Origin of the sequence: Sphingobium rhizovicinum (assembly GCF_042647625.1) — a bacterium.
Taxonomy (GTDB): Bacteria; Pseudomonadota; Alphaproteobacteria; order Sphingomonadales; family Sphingomonadaceae; genus Sphingobium; species Sphingobium rhizovicinum.
The window spans coordinates 71,654-90,573 of sequence record NZ_JBHRVU010000002.1 but is presented as its reverse complement, the minus strand read 5'-3'; the positions used below and the strand labels follow the sequence as shown (position 1 = coordinate 90,573).

Annotated in this window: 18 protein-coding genes; 1 reads left to right on the top strand and 17 read right to left on the bottom strand. The window is 62.5% G+C overall.

Annotated features, from left to right (window positions below):
* Position 1 precedes the first annotated feature (1 nt).
* The gene (locus ACFOKF_RS00615) at positions 2-3,301 is read right to left on the bottom strand and encodes a TM0106 family RecB-like putative nuclease (protein WP_015449351.1); all 3,300 of its coding nucleotides are present in this window, start codon (positions 3,299-3,301) and stop codon (positions 2-4) included.
* 101 nt (positions 3,302-3,402) lie between these two features.
* Between ACFOKF_RS00615 and ACFOKF_RS00610 the strand changes: the two genes are divergently transcribed.
* Positions 3,403-4,389: a helix-turn-helix transcriptional regulator gene (locus ACFOKF_RS00610; RefSeq protein ID WP_380792270.1), complete on the top strand. Its 987-nt coding sequence runs from the start codon at positions 3,403-3,405 to the stop codon at positions 4,387-4,389.
* Positions 4,390-4,425: 36 nt separating this feature from the next.
* Here the strand turns inward: ACFOKF_RS00610 and ACFOKF_RS00605 are convergent, their stop codons facing one another.
* The 16 genes from ACFOKF_RS00605 to ACFOKF_RS00530 form a co-directional block, all read right to left on the bottom strand.
* Positions 4,426-5,259 carry a DUF3883 domain-containing protein gene (locus ACFOKF_RS00605; protein WP_007684601.1) on the bottom strand — a complete coding sequence of 278 codons (834 nt, stop codon included), beginning with the start codon at positions 5,257-5,259 and terminating at the stop codon, positions 4,426-4,428.
* A 3-nt stretch (positions 5,260-5,262) separates the two neighbouring features.
* A complete protein-coding gene (locus tag ACFOKF_RS00600; RefSeq protein ID WP_015449349.1) occupies positions 5,263-5,955 on the bottom strand; it encodes a HEPN domain-containing protein in 693 nt (230 codons plus the stop codon).
* Positions 5,956-6,000: 45 nt separating this feature from the next.
* Positions 6,001-6,864: an LPD7 domain-containing protein gene (locus tag ACFOKF_RS00595; RefSeq protein WP_015449348.1), complete on the bottom strand. Its 864-nt coding sequence runs from the start codon at positions 6,862-6,864 to the stop codon at positions 6,001-6,003.
* Positions 6,854-8,815 carry a type IV secretory system conjugative DNA transfer family protein gene (locus ACFOKF_RS00590; RefSeq protein WP_015449347.1) on the bottom strand — a complete coding sequence of 654 codons (1,962 nt, stop codon included), beginning with the start codon at positions 8,813-8,815 and terminating at the stop codon, positions 6,854-6,856. Before ACFOKF_RS00590 ends, ACFOKF_RS00595 begins: the two co-directional genes overlap by 11 nt.
* Positions 8,799-9,803 carry a P-type DNA transfer ATPase VirB11 gene (gene virB11 / locus ACFOKF_RS00585; protein ID WP_007684605.1) on the bottom strand — a complete coding sequence of 335 codons (1,005 nt, stop codon included), beginning with the start codon at positions 9,801-9,803 and terminating at the stop codon, positions 8,799-8,801. The genes ACFOKF_RS00590 and virB11 overlap by 17 nt, the downstream gene beginning before the upstream one ends.
* A 3-nt stretch (positions 9,804-9,806) precedes the next feature.
* A complete protein-coding gene (virB10, locus tag ACFOKF_RS00580) occupies positions 9,807-11,030 on the bottom strand; it encodes a type IV secretion system protein VirB10 (protein ID WP_380792265.1) in 1,224 nt (407 codons plus the stop codon).
* A gap of 3 nt (positions 11,031-11,033) precedes the next feature.
* Positions 11,034-11,891, bottom strand: a complete 858-nt coding sequence (gene virB9 / locus ACFOKF_RS00575) for a P-type conjugative transfer protein VirB9 (protein ID WP_030089504.1) — start codon at positions 11,889-11,891, stop codon at positions 11,034-11,036.
* Entirely contained in the window at positions 11,888-12,586 is a 699-nt protein-coding gene (locus tag ACFOKF_RS00570; RefSeq protein ID WP_015449344.1) for a virB8 family protein, read from the bottom strand. The genes virB9 and ACFOKF_RS00570 overlap by 4 nt, the downstream gene beginning before the upstream one ends.
* Positions 12,587-12,920: 334 nt before the next feature.
* Positions 12,921-13,865, bottom strand: coding sequence for a type IV secretion system protein (locus tag ACFOKF_RS00565; protein ID WP_015449342.1), 945 nt, complete (start codon positions 13,863-13,865; stop codon positions 12,921-12,923).
* A gap of 18 nt (positions 13,866-13,883) precedes the next feature.
* On the bottom strand, positions 13,884-14,096 hold the full coding sequence (locus ACFOKF_RS00560) for an EexN family lipoprotein (RefSeq protein WP_171010097.1): 213 nt from the start codon (positions 14,094-14,096) through the stop codon (positions 13,884-13,886).
* Positions 14,096-14,815: a type IV secretion system protein gene (locus ACFOKF_RS00555; RefSeq protein WP_015449341.1), complete on the bottom strand. Its 720-nt coding sequence runs from the start codon at positions 14,813-14,815 to the stop codon at positions 14,096-14,098. Before ACFOKF_RS00555 ends, ACFOKF_RS00560 begins: the two co-directional genes overlap by 1 nt.
* A gap of 3 nt (positions 14,816-14,818) precedes the next feature.
* Entirely contained in the window at positions 14,819-17,230 is a 2,412-nt protein-coding gene (locus ACFOKF_RS00550; RefSeq protein ID WP_380792260.1) for a VirB4 family type IV secretion/conjugal transfer ATPase, read from the bottom strand.
* Entirely contained in the window at positions 17,223-17,573 is a 351-nt protein-coding gene (locus ACFOKF_RS00545; RefSeq protein ID WP_021245260.1) for a type IV secretion system protein VirB3, read from the bottom strand. Before ACFOKF_RS00545 ends, ACFOKF_RS00550 begins: the two co-directional genes overlap by 8 nt.
* Positions 17,570-17,908 carry a TrbC/VirB2 family protein gene (locus ACFOKF_RS00540; RefSeq protein WP_021245259.1) on the bottom strand — a complete coding sequence of 113 codons (339 nt, stop codon included), beginning with the start codon at positions 17,906-17,908 and terminating at the stop codon, positions 17,570-17,572. Before ACFOKF_RS00540 ends, ACFOKF_RS00545 begins: the two co-directional genes overlap by 4 nt.
* A complete protein-coding gene (locus tag ACFOKF_RS00535; RefSeq protein ID WP_030089506.1) occupies positions 17,905-18,573 on the bottom strand; it encodes a lytic transglycosylase domain-containing protein in 669 nt (222 codons plus the stop codon). Before ACFOKF_RS00535 ends, ACFOKF_RS00540 begins: the two co-directional genes overlap by 4 nt.
* Positions 18,570-18,911, bottom strand: a complete 342-nt coding sequence (locus tag ACFOKF_RS00530) for a hypothetical protein (RefSeq protein ID WP_081876097.1) — start codon at positions 18,909-18,911, stop codon at positions 18,570-18,572. Before ACFOKF_RS00530 ends, ACFOKF_RS00535 begins: the two co-directional genes overlap by 4 nt.
* Positions 18,912-18,920 lie beyond the last annotated feature (9 nt).

The window sequence follows — 18,920 nt, the reverse complement described above, 5'->3', positions numbered from 1 at the left end:
ATCAAGATCCCGTACTGAGAGGCGCAGAAAACGGCGGAAGGGCACAGAGCGTGTTGACGAGCCGCATCTGCTCGATGCTGCTGCAGTTGGCCTCGCGCAAGCGGTCGCTGCCAAAAACGAGCGCAAGCGCTTTGGCGCGTGAAACCGCGACATTGATGCGGTTGAGCGAGAAGAGAAACTCCATGCCGCGGGCCGTCTCGTCGGCCGAGGAAGCCGTCATGGAGACCAGGCATATAGGGGCTTCCTGGCCCTGGAACTTGTCGACCGTGCCGACGCGGATGCTGCTCGGCAGCCCTGCCCGCAGCGCGTTGACCTGTGCATTATAGGGGGCGACGACGATGATGTCGCCGGGGCCGATAGGGCGCGTGGCGCCGTTCTTGTCGGTCCAGCTCCCTTGCAGGAGATTCTCGATTGCCGCGCCGATCGCCGCAACTTCCTCAGCGGCAAACTGGGCATTACCGTCATGGACGACCGGCACCCAGAAGGCGCCGGCCGTGGGCCAGGCCGTTCCAGTAACGCTCTGGCGCTTGGTATCCCCATGGCTGGCAAGGCGTCCCTCGTAGACCTGGTCTGAAATGAAATCACAAACCGCGAGATGCATCCGCCGGGTCTCGGCAAGGAATATGCCCCGATCGGGAGGGACGGTGGCATGCTCGCCCAGCATCCATTCCAGGCATGACAGGTTGGCGGGCGCAGGATGCGCGCCCTGGATGACCTGAGGCAGCTGACGCGGATCGCCGACCAGCACGATATTGCGCGCGGCACGACCCATGGCGACCAAGTTGGCGAGGCCCACTTGCCCCGCCTCATCGACAAACAACCAATCGAAGCCCTGCACATTCTCATCGCGCGCGAAGAAGAAGGCCGTGCCGCCGACCACATTGGCGCGGGCGAGGATCAGGTCATCATTGGCCGTGGCGCGGTGAACGGGACAATCGCTAGCATAGCCATCATCACCGCTCGAAACTTTGTGGGCGAACGACACGGGAAAGGTGCCGCCTTCTTCCTCGCGCGCGCGCAGGCAGCCGAGCAGGACATTGCGGATCGCTTCATGGCTGTTCGAGGCGACGGCGACCCGATTTCCTGCTTTGACCAGCGCCAGGATCACCCGGGCCGTGACGTGCGTCTTTCCCGTTCCCGGCGGACCCTGGATCGGGAGCAATGTCTGATCCATGGCTTGCGCCGCGGCGATGGCGCCCGCCACCGGTTCCCCGCCGCAGAGGATATCGCCGTCGATGCCGTTCAGGCGCGGGGCGGCGCCCGACAGCAGATCATCGACGGCACGATAGCGCCGCGGCCCGCATTGATCCTCGATGACGTCGCGCACCGCTGCGGCCAACACCTTGGTATCGAGCGGCCAATCCGGATGCAGGGTCAGCCGATCGGTGAGGAGTTCGGCCCTTGCCACGCCGACCTTCAAGGTGATCGTGCACGCATCGCGATCCAGCGCCTCAATCGCAACGGTTGACGGCGGCCCGTCAATCCCGGGCACAGTGGCCTTGCCGCCTTCGCGCAATTTGGTTTCCTGAGACGGAAAGCGATAGGTGCGCATCACCGAGCGCTTGATGGGTTCGATCCCGGATATCGCCTCGAGTCCCGCCAAGGCGTCGAGATCGTCGACAAGCTCTTCCTCATCGCGCGCCGCGCTGTCGAAAACCGTCCACTGAGCAGGCTTGGCTTCACGCTTGTGGAACAGCCCCAGATTGAACAGCAATTCCTGACGCTCTGGAGTCAGAGAGGATGCGGCCAGGCGATCGCGCAGCGCCGTCGTTTCCTCGTCCTCGACCACCTCCTGCTCGGCCGCGTCCTGCGCAAGCACGGGCCAGGGACCATCGGGCCGGATGCCCGCTAGCCAATCGCGCAGTAGCTGGGTCGACTGGCAATCGATCCGATTATAGTCCTCGATCTCGTCGAGGATTTGCTGATCGCCCGTCTCGCGCCAATTTTCATAAGCAACGACCGACCCGCCCGCTGTCTTGACCTCGCCCTCGCGCTTCAAGCCATAAAAGGCCTCCAGCGCCTTTATGGAGTAGCTCGGTTCGGAAGCGATGAGCGCGCCGCGCACGACCGCATAGAGGTCGACAAAGCGGCGTTCGCGCATGAGGCGGTCGAGAAAGGCCTCGCCGATACCATAGCGCGTGGTGAGACGCCGCAGCGCGGTGATCTCATAGGGTGCATAATGATAGATGCGGGCCTGCGGATAAGCCGTGAGGCGATTACGAAAAAACGCAAGCAACCGTTCGAGCGCTTGCGCTTCGGCGGCATGGTCATGCGCCCAGAAGGCATGGAAACTATCATCGGCCCACACGCCGTGCAGATATTCAAGGCCTCCCTCGTAATGGGGGTCGCCCTCGATGTCGTAGAAGAGATCGCCCGCCTGCGGCCGAGGGAGCAGGTCAAAGCCTTTGCCTGGCTGTGCCGGACGCAACTCGAAGGCGGGTTCGCCGGTTTTGCGCGCGTGCTGCAGTCTGGCCTGGCCGACAAGCTTCTCCGCCGTCGCACTCGCAACGCCGCGCACCGGGCCGTCATGCCGAGCCAGCGCGGCCATGGTTTCGATGCCGGACGCCTCGAGCTTCTTCACTTGGCCGCGGGTAATATTGGCGACTTGGAACAGGCTGTCCTGGCTGGTGAAGACGGCGTCGCAATGGTCGGCCCATCGGCACAGCGAACAATCCGCGCAGGGGATCGGCCGCGTTGGCTCAGGGGAAGCAACAAAGACTTCGAGCTTAGCCCGCGCACCGCGCGCATAATGGGCATAGTCGGCCAACCTCAGCGTCGCGCGCGTGCCATCTCCTAGCTGCACATGCGCGCGCTCAGGCATCACGCCCTGGATCTCCGCCAAAAGGTCCGAATAGAGCACGAGCTGCAGCACATGCTTGGGATGGGCTTTGCGCTTCAGCTTGGTGTCGGTCACTTCGTAGCTGAACGGCCCCAGCAATGATGGTCGCTCGACTCGCTCGAGAAAATCGGACCACCCACCCCAACGCTCGGCGAGAAAAGCCCCTTGAAAGATGATCTGCGAGCCTTGCGCCAAGGCCGCTCGCGTCTCGTCTGCATTCTGTGCAAGATCGCCACGCGCAATCTCGACTACCCCGTTGCCCGCGTCTTTCAGCTTCTCCAAATGGGCGGCCTCATGGGCATCGCCTTGTTTCTGAAGCAGCGCGGCATCCTCGGTATCTTCCCGGGGAGTGAGCGGCTCGCCGCGCATATAGGCAAGGTCGAGCGCTGTCGCATGCGCGCAGCCGACGAACCGCATCAGGTCGGTCGCTGAAAACAGGATGGTGTTCCCGATCGTCCTCACTTGGCCCCCTTGATTGCCCAACGCCACCCACGAGGGAATCACCTCGACAGGCGCTACCCTGTTCCTTAGCATGCAAGGGTGTCAATCTCTGACATGGACGTATGATGACTTTCGCCAAGGCCAACGATCTTCTGCGCCTCGCCCAACTCGCCGCCTCGCGGCGTTTGGGTATCAGTCTTGAGGAAATCTCTCAGGAATTCGGCATTTCGCACCGAACGGCGCAGCGCATGACAAGCGCGCTGGAGGATAATTTCGCGAATGTCGTTGTTGTGGAAGATGATGATCGCCGTCGGCGCTGGCGCATCCAAAGTCCCATCCCTGAGCGGCTGCAACCGCGCCAGGAGAACACCATCGAGGCTCTGGAAATCGCCGCTCGCGCAGCCCGTGATGAGAACCGGCTCCGCCATGCCCGTGCGCTGGAAGATCTAAGAGACAGCCTGATCACGCGCCTCTCCCCGCGCGACGCGCTGCGCTCGGAAGCCGATGCGGAGGCGGTGCTATCGGCTTTGGGCCAAGTGGCGCGGCCAGGCCCAAAGGTCGCGATGAGACCTGAGGTCACCGACGTTCTGATCGAGGCGCTGCGCGGACCGTTCAAGATGCGCATTGTCTATGGCGACACCGATGCAGAAACCCGGACGGTCGAGCCGCATGGGCTCTTGCTGGGATTGCGCAGCTATCTCGTTGCTCGCCAGGCTGGTCGAGGCGAGAATCTCCGCCATTTTCGCCTGGACCGCATTCACAGCGCCGAATGTCTCGATGAGAGTTTTCCCATCCAATCCGGCTTTTCCTTGAACGATCATGCGGCGCAGGCCTTCGGCGCTTATCAGGACCCCGCCCAATATGGCGAGATCGTCTGGCGGTTTCTTCCCGAGGCAGCCTCGCGTGCGGCGGAATTCCAGTTCCACCCCAACCAGTCGGCCGAATATCGGGACGACGGCAGTCTGATTGTCCGGTTTAAAGCCGCAGGCTGGCTGGAAATGGCCTGGCATCTCTATCAATGGGGCGACAAGGTCGAGGTGCTGGAACCGGCGGGGTTGCGGGCGCTGGTCGAAGGCCACGCGCGTCCCGACTTCTCGGCCCTGCCCTGATTGACTGATTTGTATCGCCCTTCGTGGCGGCGGTTTTCAATTGAGCTCGGCGAGGAAGCTGGTCGCCGTCAATTGTGCGTGATCGCTCAGGGGCGAGCGCAGCGTGAAGGCGCTTGGCGCACGGGCGAAATTCCACAGCCGCATGAGGCACCATTCCTCGCGCCTCGTATCGGCGACGGCCAGCTCATTGCGAGAGATATGAAAAGGCGTGCGCTCCCATCCGTTGGTGGTCTTGACCTCGATCAGCTTCTCGCGCCCGTCCGCCTCAAAGCTCCGGATATCGAAGCCAAAACCATCGCCATCCTGCACAGATGTCCAGCGGACTTTGTCCGCGAGATCGTCGCGGCCCGCGGCAGATAAATGACGGCGCTCGTGATGCAGCACACATTCTTCACCCGCCTTGCCAAGCGCCCGGTTGCGCGCGTCGCGCTCGGCGACATCATATTTGCGGCCGATCGCGGCCATGAACGCTGGATCGATCGGCGACGGTTCGTTGCGCACCGTGGGCGGCGGCCCGATCCGCAGTGATCCTTGCGCTTCCGGTACGTTCAGGGCAGCTCGTGAGAGCCTGTCGGGAGCCAGCCATTCGGTCCGCGCCTCCAACCACCGCAGGACGCCATCGACCAGCGCATTCTGGAAATTGGCGGCCGGCTTATAGCCCTCGATCCAAGGCTGACCAAGGCCGAGCAAGACCGCGCTGATGTTCTGATGCTTGAACTCGATTGAGCCCTTGCTACGGTCGATCACGGCTTGAAGATCGCGGTTTCGCGCCGCTTTATTGAAGGAGCGACCAACCAGCTCGTCGGTGAGCATGGCGAAATAGTCGGCGACGATGTGATCAATTTCCTGATCGGACCAGACTTCCGCCACGCCCTACTCCACCACCGGGTAGTTCGGCATCGGCCATTCATGCCCGGCATTGTCCATCATGAGATCGATGAAGATCGGCAGCAAGCAGCCGAGCAGCGCGGCGCCATCCCTGACCTGGGCGCGATTGACATCGCTGTTCCATGTCGAGCCACCATGCACCAGTTGGTTGCGCAGCACATAAAGCCGGTCGAACAGGATCGAGAGTATCCTGGCCGTGTCATGATCGCGCAGTGCGGCGCCTATCGCTGTCCGCGACCGCTCGAGCCTGTCAGCCCAGTCGGCATAGCCGGACGCACCATTGTGATGCTGCCAAAAGGGATGGAAGACATAGCGGTTTGCGAGCAGCACCCGGATTTCCTGAGGGAAGCGCTGCCAGACCATGTCGTAGATGCGATGTTTGCCATCAAAGCCCACAAGGGTTGCGAAAAAGGCCTGGAACAATCCCCGCTCACCCTCGGGGATACCAATCACCCGCGATGCTTCAACGTCGCCGGCATAGGCAGCGTTGAAGCCGATCCAGAGCAGGATGAAACGTACATCCTCATCGGCCTGCTCGGCCTCGGCACGGCGCAGCCACGACAGCGCGCGATGCACCCTGAGCGTCAGCGGCTCCGGAAAATCGCCACGCAGCTCGCGCTGCTTGGCCTTCAAGATCTCATGGTGCAGCGGGCTGCCGGGCGGATAGCGATAGGCCATGACCGATATGGTAAAGCCTTGCTGGTCAGGCTCAATCCCTCTCGATCAACGGCCTCGAGATCGTTGCAGCGGCGCTCGTTCCTTGCCGGGTTCCTGCCGGTTCCGGCCTGACGGCTCAACCGCCCGGACCGAGGTGTCCCGCACCTTGGCTGCCTGAAACTGCCGACCTGCCTGCAGATGCGTTTGCACCTTGTCGTTTGCCACCTTCATTACCCTGGCAACGGCATCGGGATTGTCGAACAAGGCCGCGCGCACCACCGTCTCAATCACGCGAAGCTGGCTCTGGGCCGCCCGCGCATTCTTCACCCGGCTTTGCTCCGACGATGTTTGCCTAGACGCCTCATCGGGCTGGCGTCGATCCCGCCCAGGTTCGCGCGACGCCGGCGCAGTGACGGCAGGGGCGATGCTGTTACGACTAGCATCGCGCCGCACTCGGTCCAGCTCCTGCAAATCCCGTTCGCTCGGCCGATATCCCCGTACTTCCAAACCTTGGCGACTGGCTTCGAGCCACGCTGCCCTTCGGAACGTCTCACTGCCGGTAACATGGACGTGTGACCACCCGCGATGGCGAGCGATGGCAACGAGATCGCGCACAACTTCGTCGCTCTCGCTGGAGGTGATGAGCCGTCTGCCCTGGTCACGGAACGCCGGTTCCTTAGCCTGCGCACTCGTGAAATAAGCAGGCTCGCCCGACCATTTGTTCGTCGTGGAGAAATAGCGCTTTCGCAAGGCATCAGGAATGTCACCAGACGACGCCGCCTGGAGAACGGACGGATCGATCGACTTCCCCTTCTTGGTTGCTTCGGGCGACGATTGCGCCGCGTTCGCCGACTTGGCTGCCGCGTCCTGAGCGATCGTATTGCTACGCTTGCTCATACCGCGTGGCACCACAGGTTTTTCAGCGGCCATGATCTGTCCTTTCCTGGATGAGGGGTGAAGATGACGCCCCTTCCGTCTGCACGAGCGCCCGCTCGATCATCGATGACACAAAAGCGATGGCCGCTGCCTCATCGCCGGGCGGCGGCAAGTCGGTCAGGTTGCCCAGGACCAACATATCATCGGTAATCTTAGCCGCGCCCGCCAGTTCACCATCGGTCATTTCCCGCATCTTGGTCTCTTCCAGCAAGGCCCCGCCCGTGCTCTTCGCCGTTGATTTCTCCGCGTCATTGTAAGGGGACACCACCTGATGCTTGCCTGGCGGCAGAACAGTTGGGGGCTGAGCAGCGGGGATAGGCCGCGACGGCAGAATGGGCGGCGCCAACACGCGCCTTGTGAAGCGCGGCATTCGATAAAAGGCGATCTTCCTACCACGAACCGGCGCGATCCCGCCGCGCAGCAACAAGAGCTCGGTCTTGGGCATCTGCATCAGCTCCTGCGGCAGCAGGAGGGCGCGGCGCTGATCGGATTCCGATATGCTGCGATTGGCCAACAGCCCATGAATCGTTCGGCTGCGCGATTTTACATTCATCGTGAAGAAGCCGAGCCGCTCTGAAAGCTCGTTCGCGACCTTCAGCTCCTTGGGCGTGAACACCACCTCAAGCCCGCAATTGGCGATGATTTCGTCGGTAACATCGGGACCATAAATGGCCCGCAGCTGCGCCCGGCTCTGGATCACCGGCAGCAGGCGCAAGCCGTATCCAGCGACATAGGAAAAGCCGCCCGCGATGACCGAGGCCTTCCCCAGCCTTGCGAATTCATCGAGCAGGATCAGGACTGGGACATTGCTGGCAGCGTCGGGCAAATCGCGCGTGTTGAGATCCACCAGCTGCTGCAGGAAGAGGCTGTAAACCGGCGCGATCCGGTCGATATTGTCGGGCGAGACACCGAGATAGATCGACATGCGCCGCGCCCGGACTTCGCGCAGGTTGAAATCGCTTGCCGAGGTCGCGGCATCGACCACGGGGTTGAGCCAGAGATTGAGCCGCGCCGTGATCGTCTGCTTGATCCCGGAAAAGGTGTTGTCCGAAGCCGAGGCGAAATCCTGGATTGCCGAGACGCATGCCTGACTTAGGCGCTGTCCTGCCCCCCTCGCCTCTTCCAGGGCCTTGGGAAGATCGCTCTTGGGATCCCCAGTGGTCAGCCGTCGATAGATCTCGCCGATCGTGAAGGGCATGCCAGGATTGGCAGCAACGAGCGCGCCGACGCCGATGAAGGCCGCCCGCGCCGCTTCGGCCCAAAACGGGTCCGATCGTTCCGGCGCGGGGAAGAGCATGACTGCGATTTTCTGAAGCTCGTTGACGACTTCGGTGTCATCGGCTCGCCGGATATGCGCCAGGGGATTGTACCGTGCCGTCCGCCCTTCAGGGTCCAACGGATCGAAGAGGTAAACCGATTGACCGGCACGTTGGCGATAACCGGCGCTGGTACTCCAATTCTCCCGCTTCACATCGAGCACGACGACCGAATCCGGCCAGGTCAGCAGATTGGGGATGACAACACCGACGCCCTTCCCGGCGCGCGTCGGCGCTTCGAGCAGGACATGCTCGTTTCCGCCGAAAATGAGGAAACGCCCTGCTTTGCGTCCAACGACAATGCCAGACGGGGCACGCAGCCCCTCGCGTCGGATTTCGCCCTCGCGTGCAAACCGAGCCCTGCCGTGCAAGGATGGGCCTCGCCGCAGGATCGTGAGGACAAGAAGCGCGATTACGGCGGCGCCGGCCATCGCACCCCGCTTGATCCAATCCCCGAGCAGTGGATCACCACGATAATACCAGAGCCAGGCCGGCAGAGTGCCGAGATCGATATTAGGTCCGATCTGCCCGAGTCCGAACAAGGCAACGAACAGGGTAATGACAGCCCACAACAGAATTGCGCCGATCACGCACAGGCCAATCGCCCAGGGACTACGCTGCGCCAGCATCGCCCATCCTCGGCTCGAAATAGATCTCGTCGACCTCAAACCGCCCGCCGTGACGGCGTGTCTGCACAACGACGTCGACGAGCATGCGAAGGAGTCCGCGAATATCGTCGCGGGCGAGATCGCGGCCGCCTTCCGATTCCTTGACGAGCAGCGTCAGCTGTTCGAACGCGCCGGCGGGTGAACCGGCGTGGACGGTCGTGATCGATCCGGGATGCCCGGAATTGACGTTCCTCAGATAGAAGAATGCGGTGCCGTCACGCAGCTCCTGGAGCAGGATGCGGTCGGGCCGCATGCGCAGCGCGCTTTCGAGCAGCTGCTTGGCGCCAACCTTGGCCAGGCCCTGCCCCTCGCTCGAATAGACCATATGGACGACATTGCGATGAGGCACGACCAGCTCACGGGTGTCTTCGATGGTGAGCAACCGCTCCTCCGGTGGGATAAGCTGGATGAGCGCTTTCGCGAGGGTCGTCTTTCCCGAACCCGTGGCGCCACTGACCAGAATGTTCTTGCGTGCCGGAACGGCGACCTTGAAGAATTCCGGCCAGTCGCCCGCGTCGCGCAGCGCCACTAACCGCGCATCGACATCGGTGAGACCCTTGGCGCTGGCGCGCGTCATCCGGAACAGCCCGGCCCCAGCCAGTTGGTCGATCGGCAGGGTCACGGTCGACGGTTTGCGGATCGTGAAGGAAGGGCAACCGCTTGGGGTGACCGACGGTATGACGATCTGGCAGCGCTCGCCGCCCGGCAGGACTGTCGAACAGATCGGAGACTGACCATCGATATCCTGGTGCGTGAAGCTCGCCGCGGCAACAGCCAGGGTAGAAAGCCAGTCGCTGTCCAGCTCCGGCATCTCCTGCCAGCGCCACCCTTGGCGGTCCTCGATCCCCGCTTCTCCCGGGCGGTTGACCACCAGCTCCGTGACATCCTCCGGTTCCAGGAGGGGCAGGAGCGGCGCGAGATAGTGACGGAGGACGGCGGTATCGCGCATGGCTTACCGCCGCAGTTCCAGATTGTAGACGTCGGCGAAGTTGAAATCCTTGGCGACGAAGATGCCGACCTCCTCGCCCTGATTCTTCTTCAGGACCGGCCGGATATTGATATTGTTCTGCAAGGCAATCGCCGCGCCTTCGCTGGGCGCCCGGGTCACATTGTTGAAATTGCCATTGCCGCTCGAGGCGGCCTGTCCGGCGATATAGGCGGCATCATCGACGAGTGAGAGGAGCAGGGCGCCGCCAAAACGCGCCCAGAAGAAGCTGTCGACCGCGCCTGCAAGCCCGGCTCGGCCGAGTGCATCGGAGCCAGGCGAGGCAAGATCGATCCGCACGCCCTGGGGCGTTACCGCTCGCGTCCAGAGGACGAACAGGCGATTTTGCCCTTGCTGGATGCCGCCGCGATATTCGCCGAGAACGCGCGTGCCCTTTTCCATGAGTACGACCCGGCCATTCTCGGAATAGACGTCTCGCGGGATCAGGCAGGACGTGTAACCGGGCTGCGCGGAATTGATGGCGGTTTGCAGAATGCAGGGGATCAATGTGCCCGCCGTAATCAGAAAATTGCGGTTCGGCAGCATCGAGGCCCGCGCTTCCCCGATCGAGGAGCTTTGCCGCAAAAGATCGAGCGCGTTGGGCGCCCTGCCCTCGCCGCTCTCTGGCGCTCCGGCAGCGTTGTCGGGCGCTTCCCCGGCAGCCCCTGCAGCTGTGGGCGCGCCGGCCTCGCGGCCAAGATCGCGACCTCCATAGGCGATCAGCGTGGACCGCCGCGCCTGCTCGGCAAGCGTTGGCCGAGCGGCACTGGTCCCGCTCGGTGCCGCGCCCGGCTGCATGGCGGGCACAATTTGGCCTTCATGTCCGGGAACGCCAGCGGCAGGATTGAGCACCGGCGCATTGGGATCCGTGTCGGCTGCCCCGAGCGGTCGGCGTTGAGGGGCGACCGCGGCATAATCGACTGTTTCCCGAGCGACGATATCGGGTCGTTCCCGGGCTGCACCTGCCGGCGCGGTGAGGTCACGAGACGAGGATTGCTGGCCCGTGCCGGAATTCACCCAGAGAATACCCAAGACCATTGCCGTGCCGGCGAAGATCAGCGCGGTGTTGCGCCGCGCGGGCGTCGTGCCGCCGATCGGCTCGATTCCACGCTCGTGAAGAATTTCGTGCCTTTCGGGCGTTGGATCGGCACCGGGCAGCGGGCGCACGACAGGGGACGGTTCATCGGCCATGGTTCATTCCTGCGGATGGGAGATGGTGCGCTCGACGTGAGACGATCCGGTATTCGTTCCATGATCGACGCCATAAGGTTCGGGCGCCTGGTTATAGATGCACAGCACCTCGCCGCCCCGGCGCAGGCGCAGTTGGCGCGCCACCAAATGAACGACGACGAATTCGTCGCGAACGTCGAACGGGACCAGCGTTTCGGACCCGTCTGGCCTCACCAGATAAATGGCAGGAACTTCCCGGTTCGCCGGAAACCGCAGCACCGTGAATTGGCCATTGTCGGAGACCTCCGACGGCTGCAACTCGCTCGAACCCTGAACCTTATAATTCATGTTGCGCGGACCCTCGATCACCGCATGGTCGAGGGCACCGCGAACAGCCTGGGCCTCCAGCGCCGCCGCTTGCATTGCGATCTGTGCCGCTCTCAGGCGTTCGGCCCGCGCCGCCTCGTCCCGCGGATAGCGGAAACGGACCTGGAAATAGGCCTGGCCGTTGCGGCCGGTGATCGGACCGCTACGAGCCGTGAGTTCAAAGGCATAGCTTCTTAAGGTTCCGCCGCGAGACGTGGTGACGATAAGGTTGGTCGGTCCAGCGCGTTCGCGCGGCTTGAGGAACAAGATGTGGCCGGCCACCGCCACCTCCCAGGAGACGGTGTCGCCCAGCGCTACGTGCTGAATCGTTTCGTCCTCGCTGAGGACAATCTGGGTTGCTGTCCGGAAGGTCCCGACGATGCGATAGACCTGCGCTTCCTCATAATCGACGAACTTGACGCGTGGGTCAGACGCAGCGCCACGCGGGACCTCAACCGCATGGGCAGCAGAAAGGGATGCAAACGCGATGAAAACCGCAGCGACCAATGTTTTCATCGGACTACCTCCGGGTCGGAGCGGTAATTCTCGACCTGGAAGCCGAGCGGGTTCCGATAGCGATCACCTTCGGCCATCGGCGCGTTGGCATAGGCGAAAGTGACCGTGGCGATCCAATCGCTGCTCTGCGTATCCGTCTCGGTCTGGACGACCCGTGTGAATCGCACATTGGCAACCCGATCATTGATGAAGGCGATGTTGCGTACCCGCGCCTGGACGACTGCGTTTTTCCCCCAGGCGTTCTGGGGACTGGCAGCATTGTTGTTGCTGAAGAAGCGTGCCCAGCGCTGCTGCTCCGCCGGCTGCGACAGGATTGTCACGAAGCGGAAATTCTCCTCGGCAGCCGCCGGCATCCAGCTTTCACGCGTCCGGACATATTGCGCGAGAAAGTATTTGGTGACCGCTTCATCATAGCGCATCGGCCGCTGGGTCAGCGCCGTCTGGACATCCACCGCGCCCGTCGTCTGATTGACCCGAATGACATAGGGCACGACGGTCTTGAGCGGGGCCAGCGCGGCGACAGCAAAAATGGATGCGGCCGCAAGGATCGAGGTTACCGTCGCCACGGTCCAAGCAATACGTGTCGATCGCAATGCCGATCGAACCCTGTCCTGGTCCCAGCTTCGCGCTTCCTGGAAATAGCGTTTGAGCCCGGAAGTAGGCACCGCCTCCGCGCCATTGTCAGCAACTCGCATAACGAATGTCCTTTGGCGCAAAGGAAACCTTGTCGTCCGGAGGCGCTGGCACTGCGGGCGGAGGCGGTGGATCGCCCACCTGCGGATGAGACAAGGGAGGAATGGGCGGTGCGGGGCGCGGCGCTGTAGTCGCCCGCACCGGCGATCCGGGCAGAACGCTCCCATAGATATTCACGTCACGCAGATGGTGCCCGTTGCAAACGGCCAGCTTCTTGGGTCCGGACGCGCATGCCGCGAGGCCCAGCAGTGGAAGGCTGCCGATCAGGCAGAAAGTAATCTGGCGGATGGTGAACGTCGATTTTTGAGGACAGGGCAAGGTCATGGTGATGTCTCACTATGCCGCTTCGATGGAGCCGCCCCGACGAGCGGCGCGCTCCAGATTGCGGCTGTTGCGCGCAATGCGGCGTTGTCGGAAGGGAGATGCCATTGTCCCCCAGGCGGTCCCGGCGAAGGCACCAACCCCCGCAGCGGCGCCGCCCGCAATGCCGGTGGCAATGGCCGGAGCCTGGAAAAAGAAAATCGTCCCGAGGAAGAGGTAGACGGCGTAGATGACTGCAGCGATCGTGACGTCCGACTTGGCCTCAGCCTCCGCCAACGCGGCCGCGCCCAAATCCGCGACCAGCACTGTGATGGCAATGATCACCGCAATTAGAATGATATAGTTGAAGGCTTGCCCGAGCCACCCATGAAAGAACCGACGAGTCGGCTCGAACAGAGCGAGAGCAATAAATATCGGGCCTAGAGCTATGAGGATCGCCAGCGCCACCTTGGCGAATATCGTAATGGCAAATCCTATAGCTGCGGAAAGGCCTGCCAAGGCGTATAATACAATCGCCAGCGTCAAAAGAACCAGCTTCCAGGGATTTATGTCGAGGTACGTCTCTGCTTCCGCCCGGATAAGACGGATGACATCGTCAACCTGACTAAAATAGTGGTCAAATGCCGAACCAGCGGTGCCGATCGTTTTACCGGCAAGAGCCTGTGCGATCGCATCGGGCATCCCGTGGAAGAGCGGATCGATAATCCACTCCGAATAGGCGACTGTCGTGGCCGCCATATACAACACACAGAGCTTGACCATCCGGGCGAACAGCTCGCCCCACGGCTCGCTAATTATACCTCGCATGACCATAAATCCGAACAGGGCGATATAGATTACGAGGCCGACGGCGAGTGGACCCCGGATTACTTCCACGACGTTTGACAATCGATCATTGAGAAAAAGATCGAGCTTGCCGTCGATATCGGCATAGATGGTCGAGAAAATGGTGGAGGACATTGAACGGTTCTGCGATCTTCATCGACCCAAGGATTGTTCAAGGTTTCTGGAATTCTCGACGCTTTTCGCGTTGCTGCACTCCTGCGGATCGATGTGGGTGCCGTTTGAGCAGGCCTCCAGAATTCGTGACATCTCCTGCGGTGAGTTCGCGAGTTCGTCCTTCCCTTTTGTTACGTCGCAGGCGCAGAGCAGCAGCGTTGCGACCAGTGCGGCGGGTCCGGCTAATTTCATCACCGGGTCTCGCCCAACGATTGTTCAAGCTTGGCCAGAGCTTCTTCTCCTTGGCGCTGCGAACGTAACCGATCCTCCGCATCCTGCCGCATGCGGAGCGCCTGCAACTGCAAGGCATCATTCTGGATGTGGGCGTTTTCGACCCCTACCCTTGCCTGGATGTCCATGACCTGTTTCGCGTCCGAAGCCGTATCGAGCGAGGTGCGCAGTTCTTCCAAGCCCGCTGTGCGTTGGGCCGAGACGCCATAAGCCGACTCCGCGATCGCGGCATCGCGGGCGGCTAGATCGCCATTTCGCAACAGAGTGTCGCGCGACGCCCGCTCATAGGCTGAGGCGCCTGGCCGCAGGTCCGGCAGCGCAATGCGGTTGGCATCGCGAATTCGGGTCGCGGCACTGCCAAGCGATCCCAGGCTGGCATTGTCCGACGACATCAACCTGCCGAGGTCGCGGGCCTCGCGCGGCAGAAGATGGCGCATCGCGTCGGTGGAAAGCGACGGGGCAATGCCGTTGACGTCGGTGACCTGATTGAAGCTACCGTAGAGCTGCTTGGCCTCGGCGATCTGCTCCTTGCCCTGCTCGATCATCGACAGGGTGTTCTTGACCGTGGCAAGCGCCTGCAAATAGCCGGAGCTGTCATAGACCGGTATGCCTTGGGCGGCGGCCGGATCTGCCGTTCCCAGGATAATCGCACCGATCGCTGCGAATCTGTCTTTACGCATAGCTCATCCTTTCTTGCTCGATGGAGACCGACGCTGCTGGTGAAAGAGAGGCAGCCAGTTTTCGGGATCGTCGCCGACCTCGGCGCGGATGGCATCGAGCAGCGTGACGGTTTCCGTGGTGCCCGAGAGAACTGCCAGCTCGTCGGAGAGACCGCCAAGATCGAGCTCGACGACGATCGAGTCATGGCCTTGCTTGACCAGGAATCGGCGGGATTCCGGATTCAGATCATGCCGGATGAGCTTGAATTCCGCCTGGGTCAGACCCAGTCCATCGACATAGTCCGTTTCGCGGCCGTAGGGGTTGGGAAGCAGTATCTTGGTCGCAACCTGCTCCATGATGCTGTGCGAAATGTCCGAACGCAGCGCATCCGCAGGGCTTTGCGTGCCGAAGACAAGAAAGGCATTCTGCTTGCGGTAGGTCTTGAGGCCGTCCTGCGCAAAGGCGCGGAACGCATCGTCCCCCAAGGCTTTCCAGAATTCGTCGATGTCGATCACAAGCCGCCGGCCGTCGAGGAGACCGTCGATCCGGTGGAACATGTACATCATGAGCGGCGTGCGGACTTCGGGGTTATCGAGAAAATCGGTCATGTCGAAACCGACGAACGGCGCCTCCAGCGACAAAGCGTCGATCTCATTGTCGAACACCCAGCCGAGCGAACCGCCCCGCGCCCATTTCTCCAGCCGGGCACCGATGCCTTCCGGGTCGCGCTGACCGAGCAGCTGGCGAAGCGCGAGAATGGAGCGGTCCTCCGGCGCGAGGCGTCCGAGCGAGGCCAGCCCCTCGTCGATCATACGCTCCTGTGTGACGCCGAGCTGGCCTCCGACCGGCGTCACCAGTTGGCGGATCAAGCGCCCCAGGAAGACAAGATTGCGCGGACCATAGTCGAGCGCCCGCAGAGGCGCGAAACCTGTAGGCTCCCCATTCTTCAGCGTGAGATAGATCCCGCCCGCGGATCGGACATAGATCTCCGCGCCGCGGTCCTTGTCGATGAATATCTGCTGCGCGCCCGTCTTCTCGAGCTGCGCCATCAGAAAATTCTGGACGACGGTCTTGCCCGCGCCGGAAGGACCAATAATTAGTGTGTGGCCCAAATCGCCGACATGGAAGTTGAAATAATAGGGCGATTGCGCGGCCGTCTTCATCATAGCGATCGCAGGCCCCCAATGGTTCCCCTTGGCCCGGCCTGCGGGATAGGTATGGAACGGCGCCAAGGCAGCAAAATTGCGCGAGGTGATCGCCGCTGGCCGCGACCGCCATGCGAAATTTCCGGGCAGCTGCGCCCAGAACGCTGCTTCGAGCGCTGGTCCTTCGCGCGCCGCCACCAGGCCGGCATCGGCCAGTGCAGCGCGCGCGGCCGAGAGATTATCGGCAAGCCGCCTCTGGTTCTCGGCGAATACGGCCAGCGAGAAATGATGCTCACCAAGAACGAAGCGGTTGCTTTGCAAATCGTCGGCGGCATCGGCAAGATCGAGCGCCTGGCTCGCGGCCGCATCCTCGGTTGAGGCCATCTGGTTCTGCCGGCGGCGCAGACGTTCGGCTGCCCGCGCCTTGCCCATGAAGGTGAAGGATTGCGAGACGACGAAGGCGAAATCCTGGCCGAGCAAGGCATTCATCTGGCCCGGGCGCGTCAGCGCGGGATACTCTCTGATCCCGAAGATACCCTGCCAGCGACTTGCGTCATGGGCACGGATCTCGACCGTCTCGCGTCCGAAAATCACGCGCTCGCCATAAAGCGCCGATCCCAGATGACCGCGGACGAGCGGAACCCTGGATCGCGCGCCCATCATCACTTGCTCGAGCACCTCAAGCGGGGTGGAGAAGATCAGGCCATTATGCTCGTAGAGAGCAAGGCGCGCCGGACTGCAGCGGCGGAGCAGCTTCTCGATGTCGCGCGCCTTCTCCTCGAAGCGCCCCAGTTCATCGGGATCGACCTCCTCCTCTGCGGCCTTGGCTTTCGCGATCCGCTTGAGCAGCAGCCCGGTCCGGTCGGCCGATCCGACTGCCGGACGCATGAGAAGCGTCAGATAATGCTCATTGACGAACATCCGCTTGGCGGTGACGCGCGCCCGATATTTACCGTCGAGCTCGGCGGCGAACTTTGAGCGGAACTGCCCTTCGGGATAGTCCCCTACGGCTGAGCGGACGATGTGGGTCCAGATCGCAAGCCGATCGTCGGCGATGTTGCGCCAAGTGCCGTTGAGCTTCTCGTGCCAATCATTGAGGTGGATCGGATCAGCCGTCTCGAAAGCCAGCCCTTCGAGACGGAACATCATCATAAGATCGCCGCTATCGAGCGCTATCACATCGGGCGTCACATGGCGGGCATAGGGCAGATAGCGCCCGGGCTCCGCCTCTCGGGCCAGAACCCGCCAGGGGGTCTTGCGTGGCGGCAGCTGGGCGGCGGCGCTAGCCACGCGCGAAACCCTTGCGCTTCATCCCCGCGACCGGCAGCGGCGAATAGGAACTGCCACCCCACCAGCCGCGGTTCCGGCAGCGCGCCTTGGTCAAAGTCCATAACCATAGCAGGCGAAAGGCATTGGCATCGTGGCGCACGATGAGGCGCGCCACCGCTAGGCAGGCGCCACCGATCGCCCCCGCGTAAAGTGGATTGCCGCTGACGATCAGGGTGAGACAGGCAGCAAGCGCAATCGGCAAGGATGCTTCGAGCGGCACGCCCAGCCACATCGTCGGCCGGGTCACCGCAAGGAAAAGCGTTTCCTCGCGCAGCCGCTCATTCGAGGGCGCTGCCTCCTTCATGCGCCACCTGTGATGGTATCGACGATCCACTGCGCGCTGAAGACGATGAAAATGCCGACGATGACCGTCACCAAAAGGCCGAGGCTCGCCCGTCCGGTGAAGAACATGAAGCCGACGATGACGACGGCGATGACCGCGATCGTCTTGGCAAAGGTTCCCGTCAGCCAGGTCTTGATGTTCTCGGCCATGGAGGTGATGCCGTCCGCGCCTTGCGCATGAGCAGGATCGCTCAGCAGCAAAGAGAGAAGCATCGCCAGGCCGACGATGCCGGCGATGCGCAGCAGAAGACGCGCCCATTGGGGCTGGGAGCCCAGGCGGGCGGTGATCGCTGTCATGGATGCTGTCCTTTCTGAGAAGTTGTCCCGTCCCCGAAGACCATGAGCGAGGCTTGCCGGGCATCGGCGGCGGTGTTCCAACCGGCCGCCTGCGTCGCCGCGAGCCCATAGGGTTGCGGTTTGGCGATCGCCGCGTCGGCAAGCTGGACGCGCGCCGGCAGGACCGGCGCTGTTGGCCTGCCGCGGATCAGGGGGATGATGGTCGACGCGCTGGCATAGACCCGGGCGACATAACCATTGCGAAAGCCGCGCCGCCGATCGCCGGTATTGTAGAGCGAGAGCGCTGTTGCGATCGCATGGTCCGAACTCTGGGCGGAGTGCGCCACCGACTGATAGTTGGTCGTCAACACCCGCGCGGCGGCGGCAAGGTTGCGGCACGGCTCGAAGGCATCCTCCACCGAAAGACCGAGCCATCCGAGGTTGGCGCTGTTGATCTGCCCCAAGCCCAAGTCGATGTTGTAGCCTTGGCGAATGAGGCGACGCGCTACGGCAATCGCCTGTGCTCTCGTCGCCGGCGCCGGCTTGCGCACACCCGGACTGTTAACCCCGATCGCAAGCGTGTTGAACCGGCTTTCCGTGTGAACGATCGAGATCAGCGTCTCAGGCGCCACGCTCGGTGCGCATGAGCCTGCAAGGGCGACAAGACTGGCGACGTCGAGGATCATCGAGCCCCGTCCTGCAGCCGCTCGATATTGGCCAGCGAGTAGGTTTCGCGGCGTCCATCGCTGAAGGTCATGACAACCCGGCGCCGCGTTGCGGAATCGCGATCGTAGACCTTGGTACGAGCAACACCGCCGCCGCTACAGCCGGGAAAAGAGCCGCCCGTGGCCAAGCGCTGCCACAGCTTGGTCATGGGCGCGACGCACTGGGCATATTGCGTCGCGCCACCAGGATTGGAAAGGCACAGTAGAACCTGGCAGCCCAAGTCATTCGCTCGCGCGGGAGCCGGTTGAAGGGCGGTGCCCATGGCGAGCACCGCCAGGCTTAGAGTCACGCGTTGCATCGGGTCATT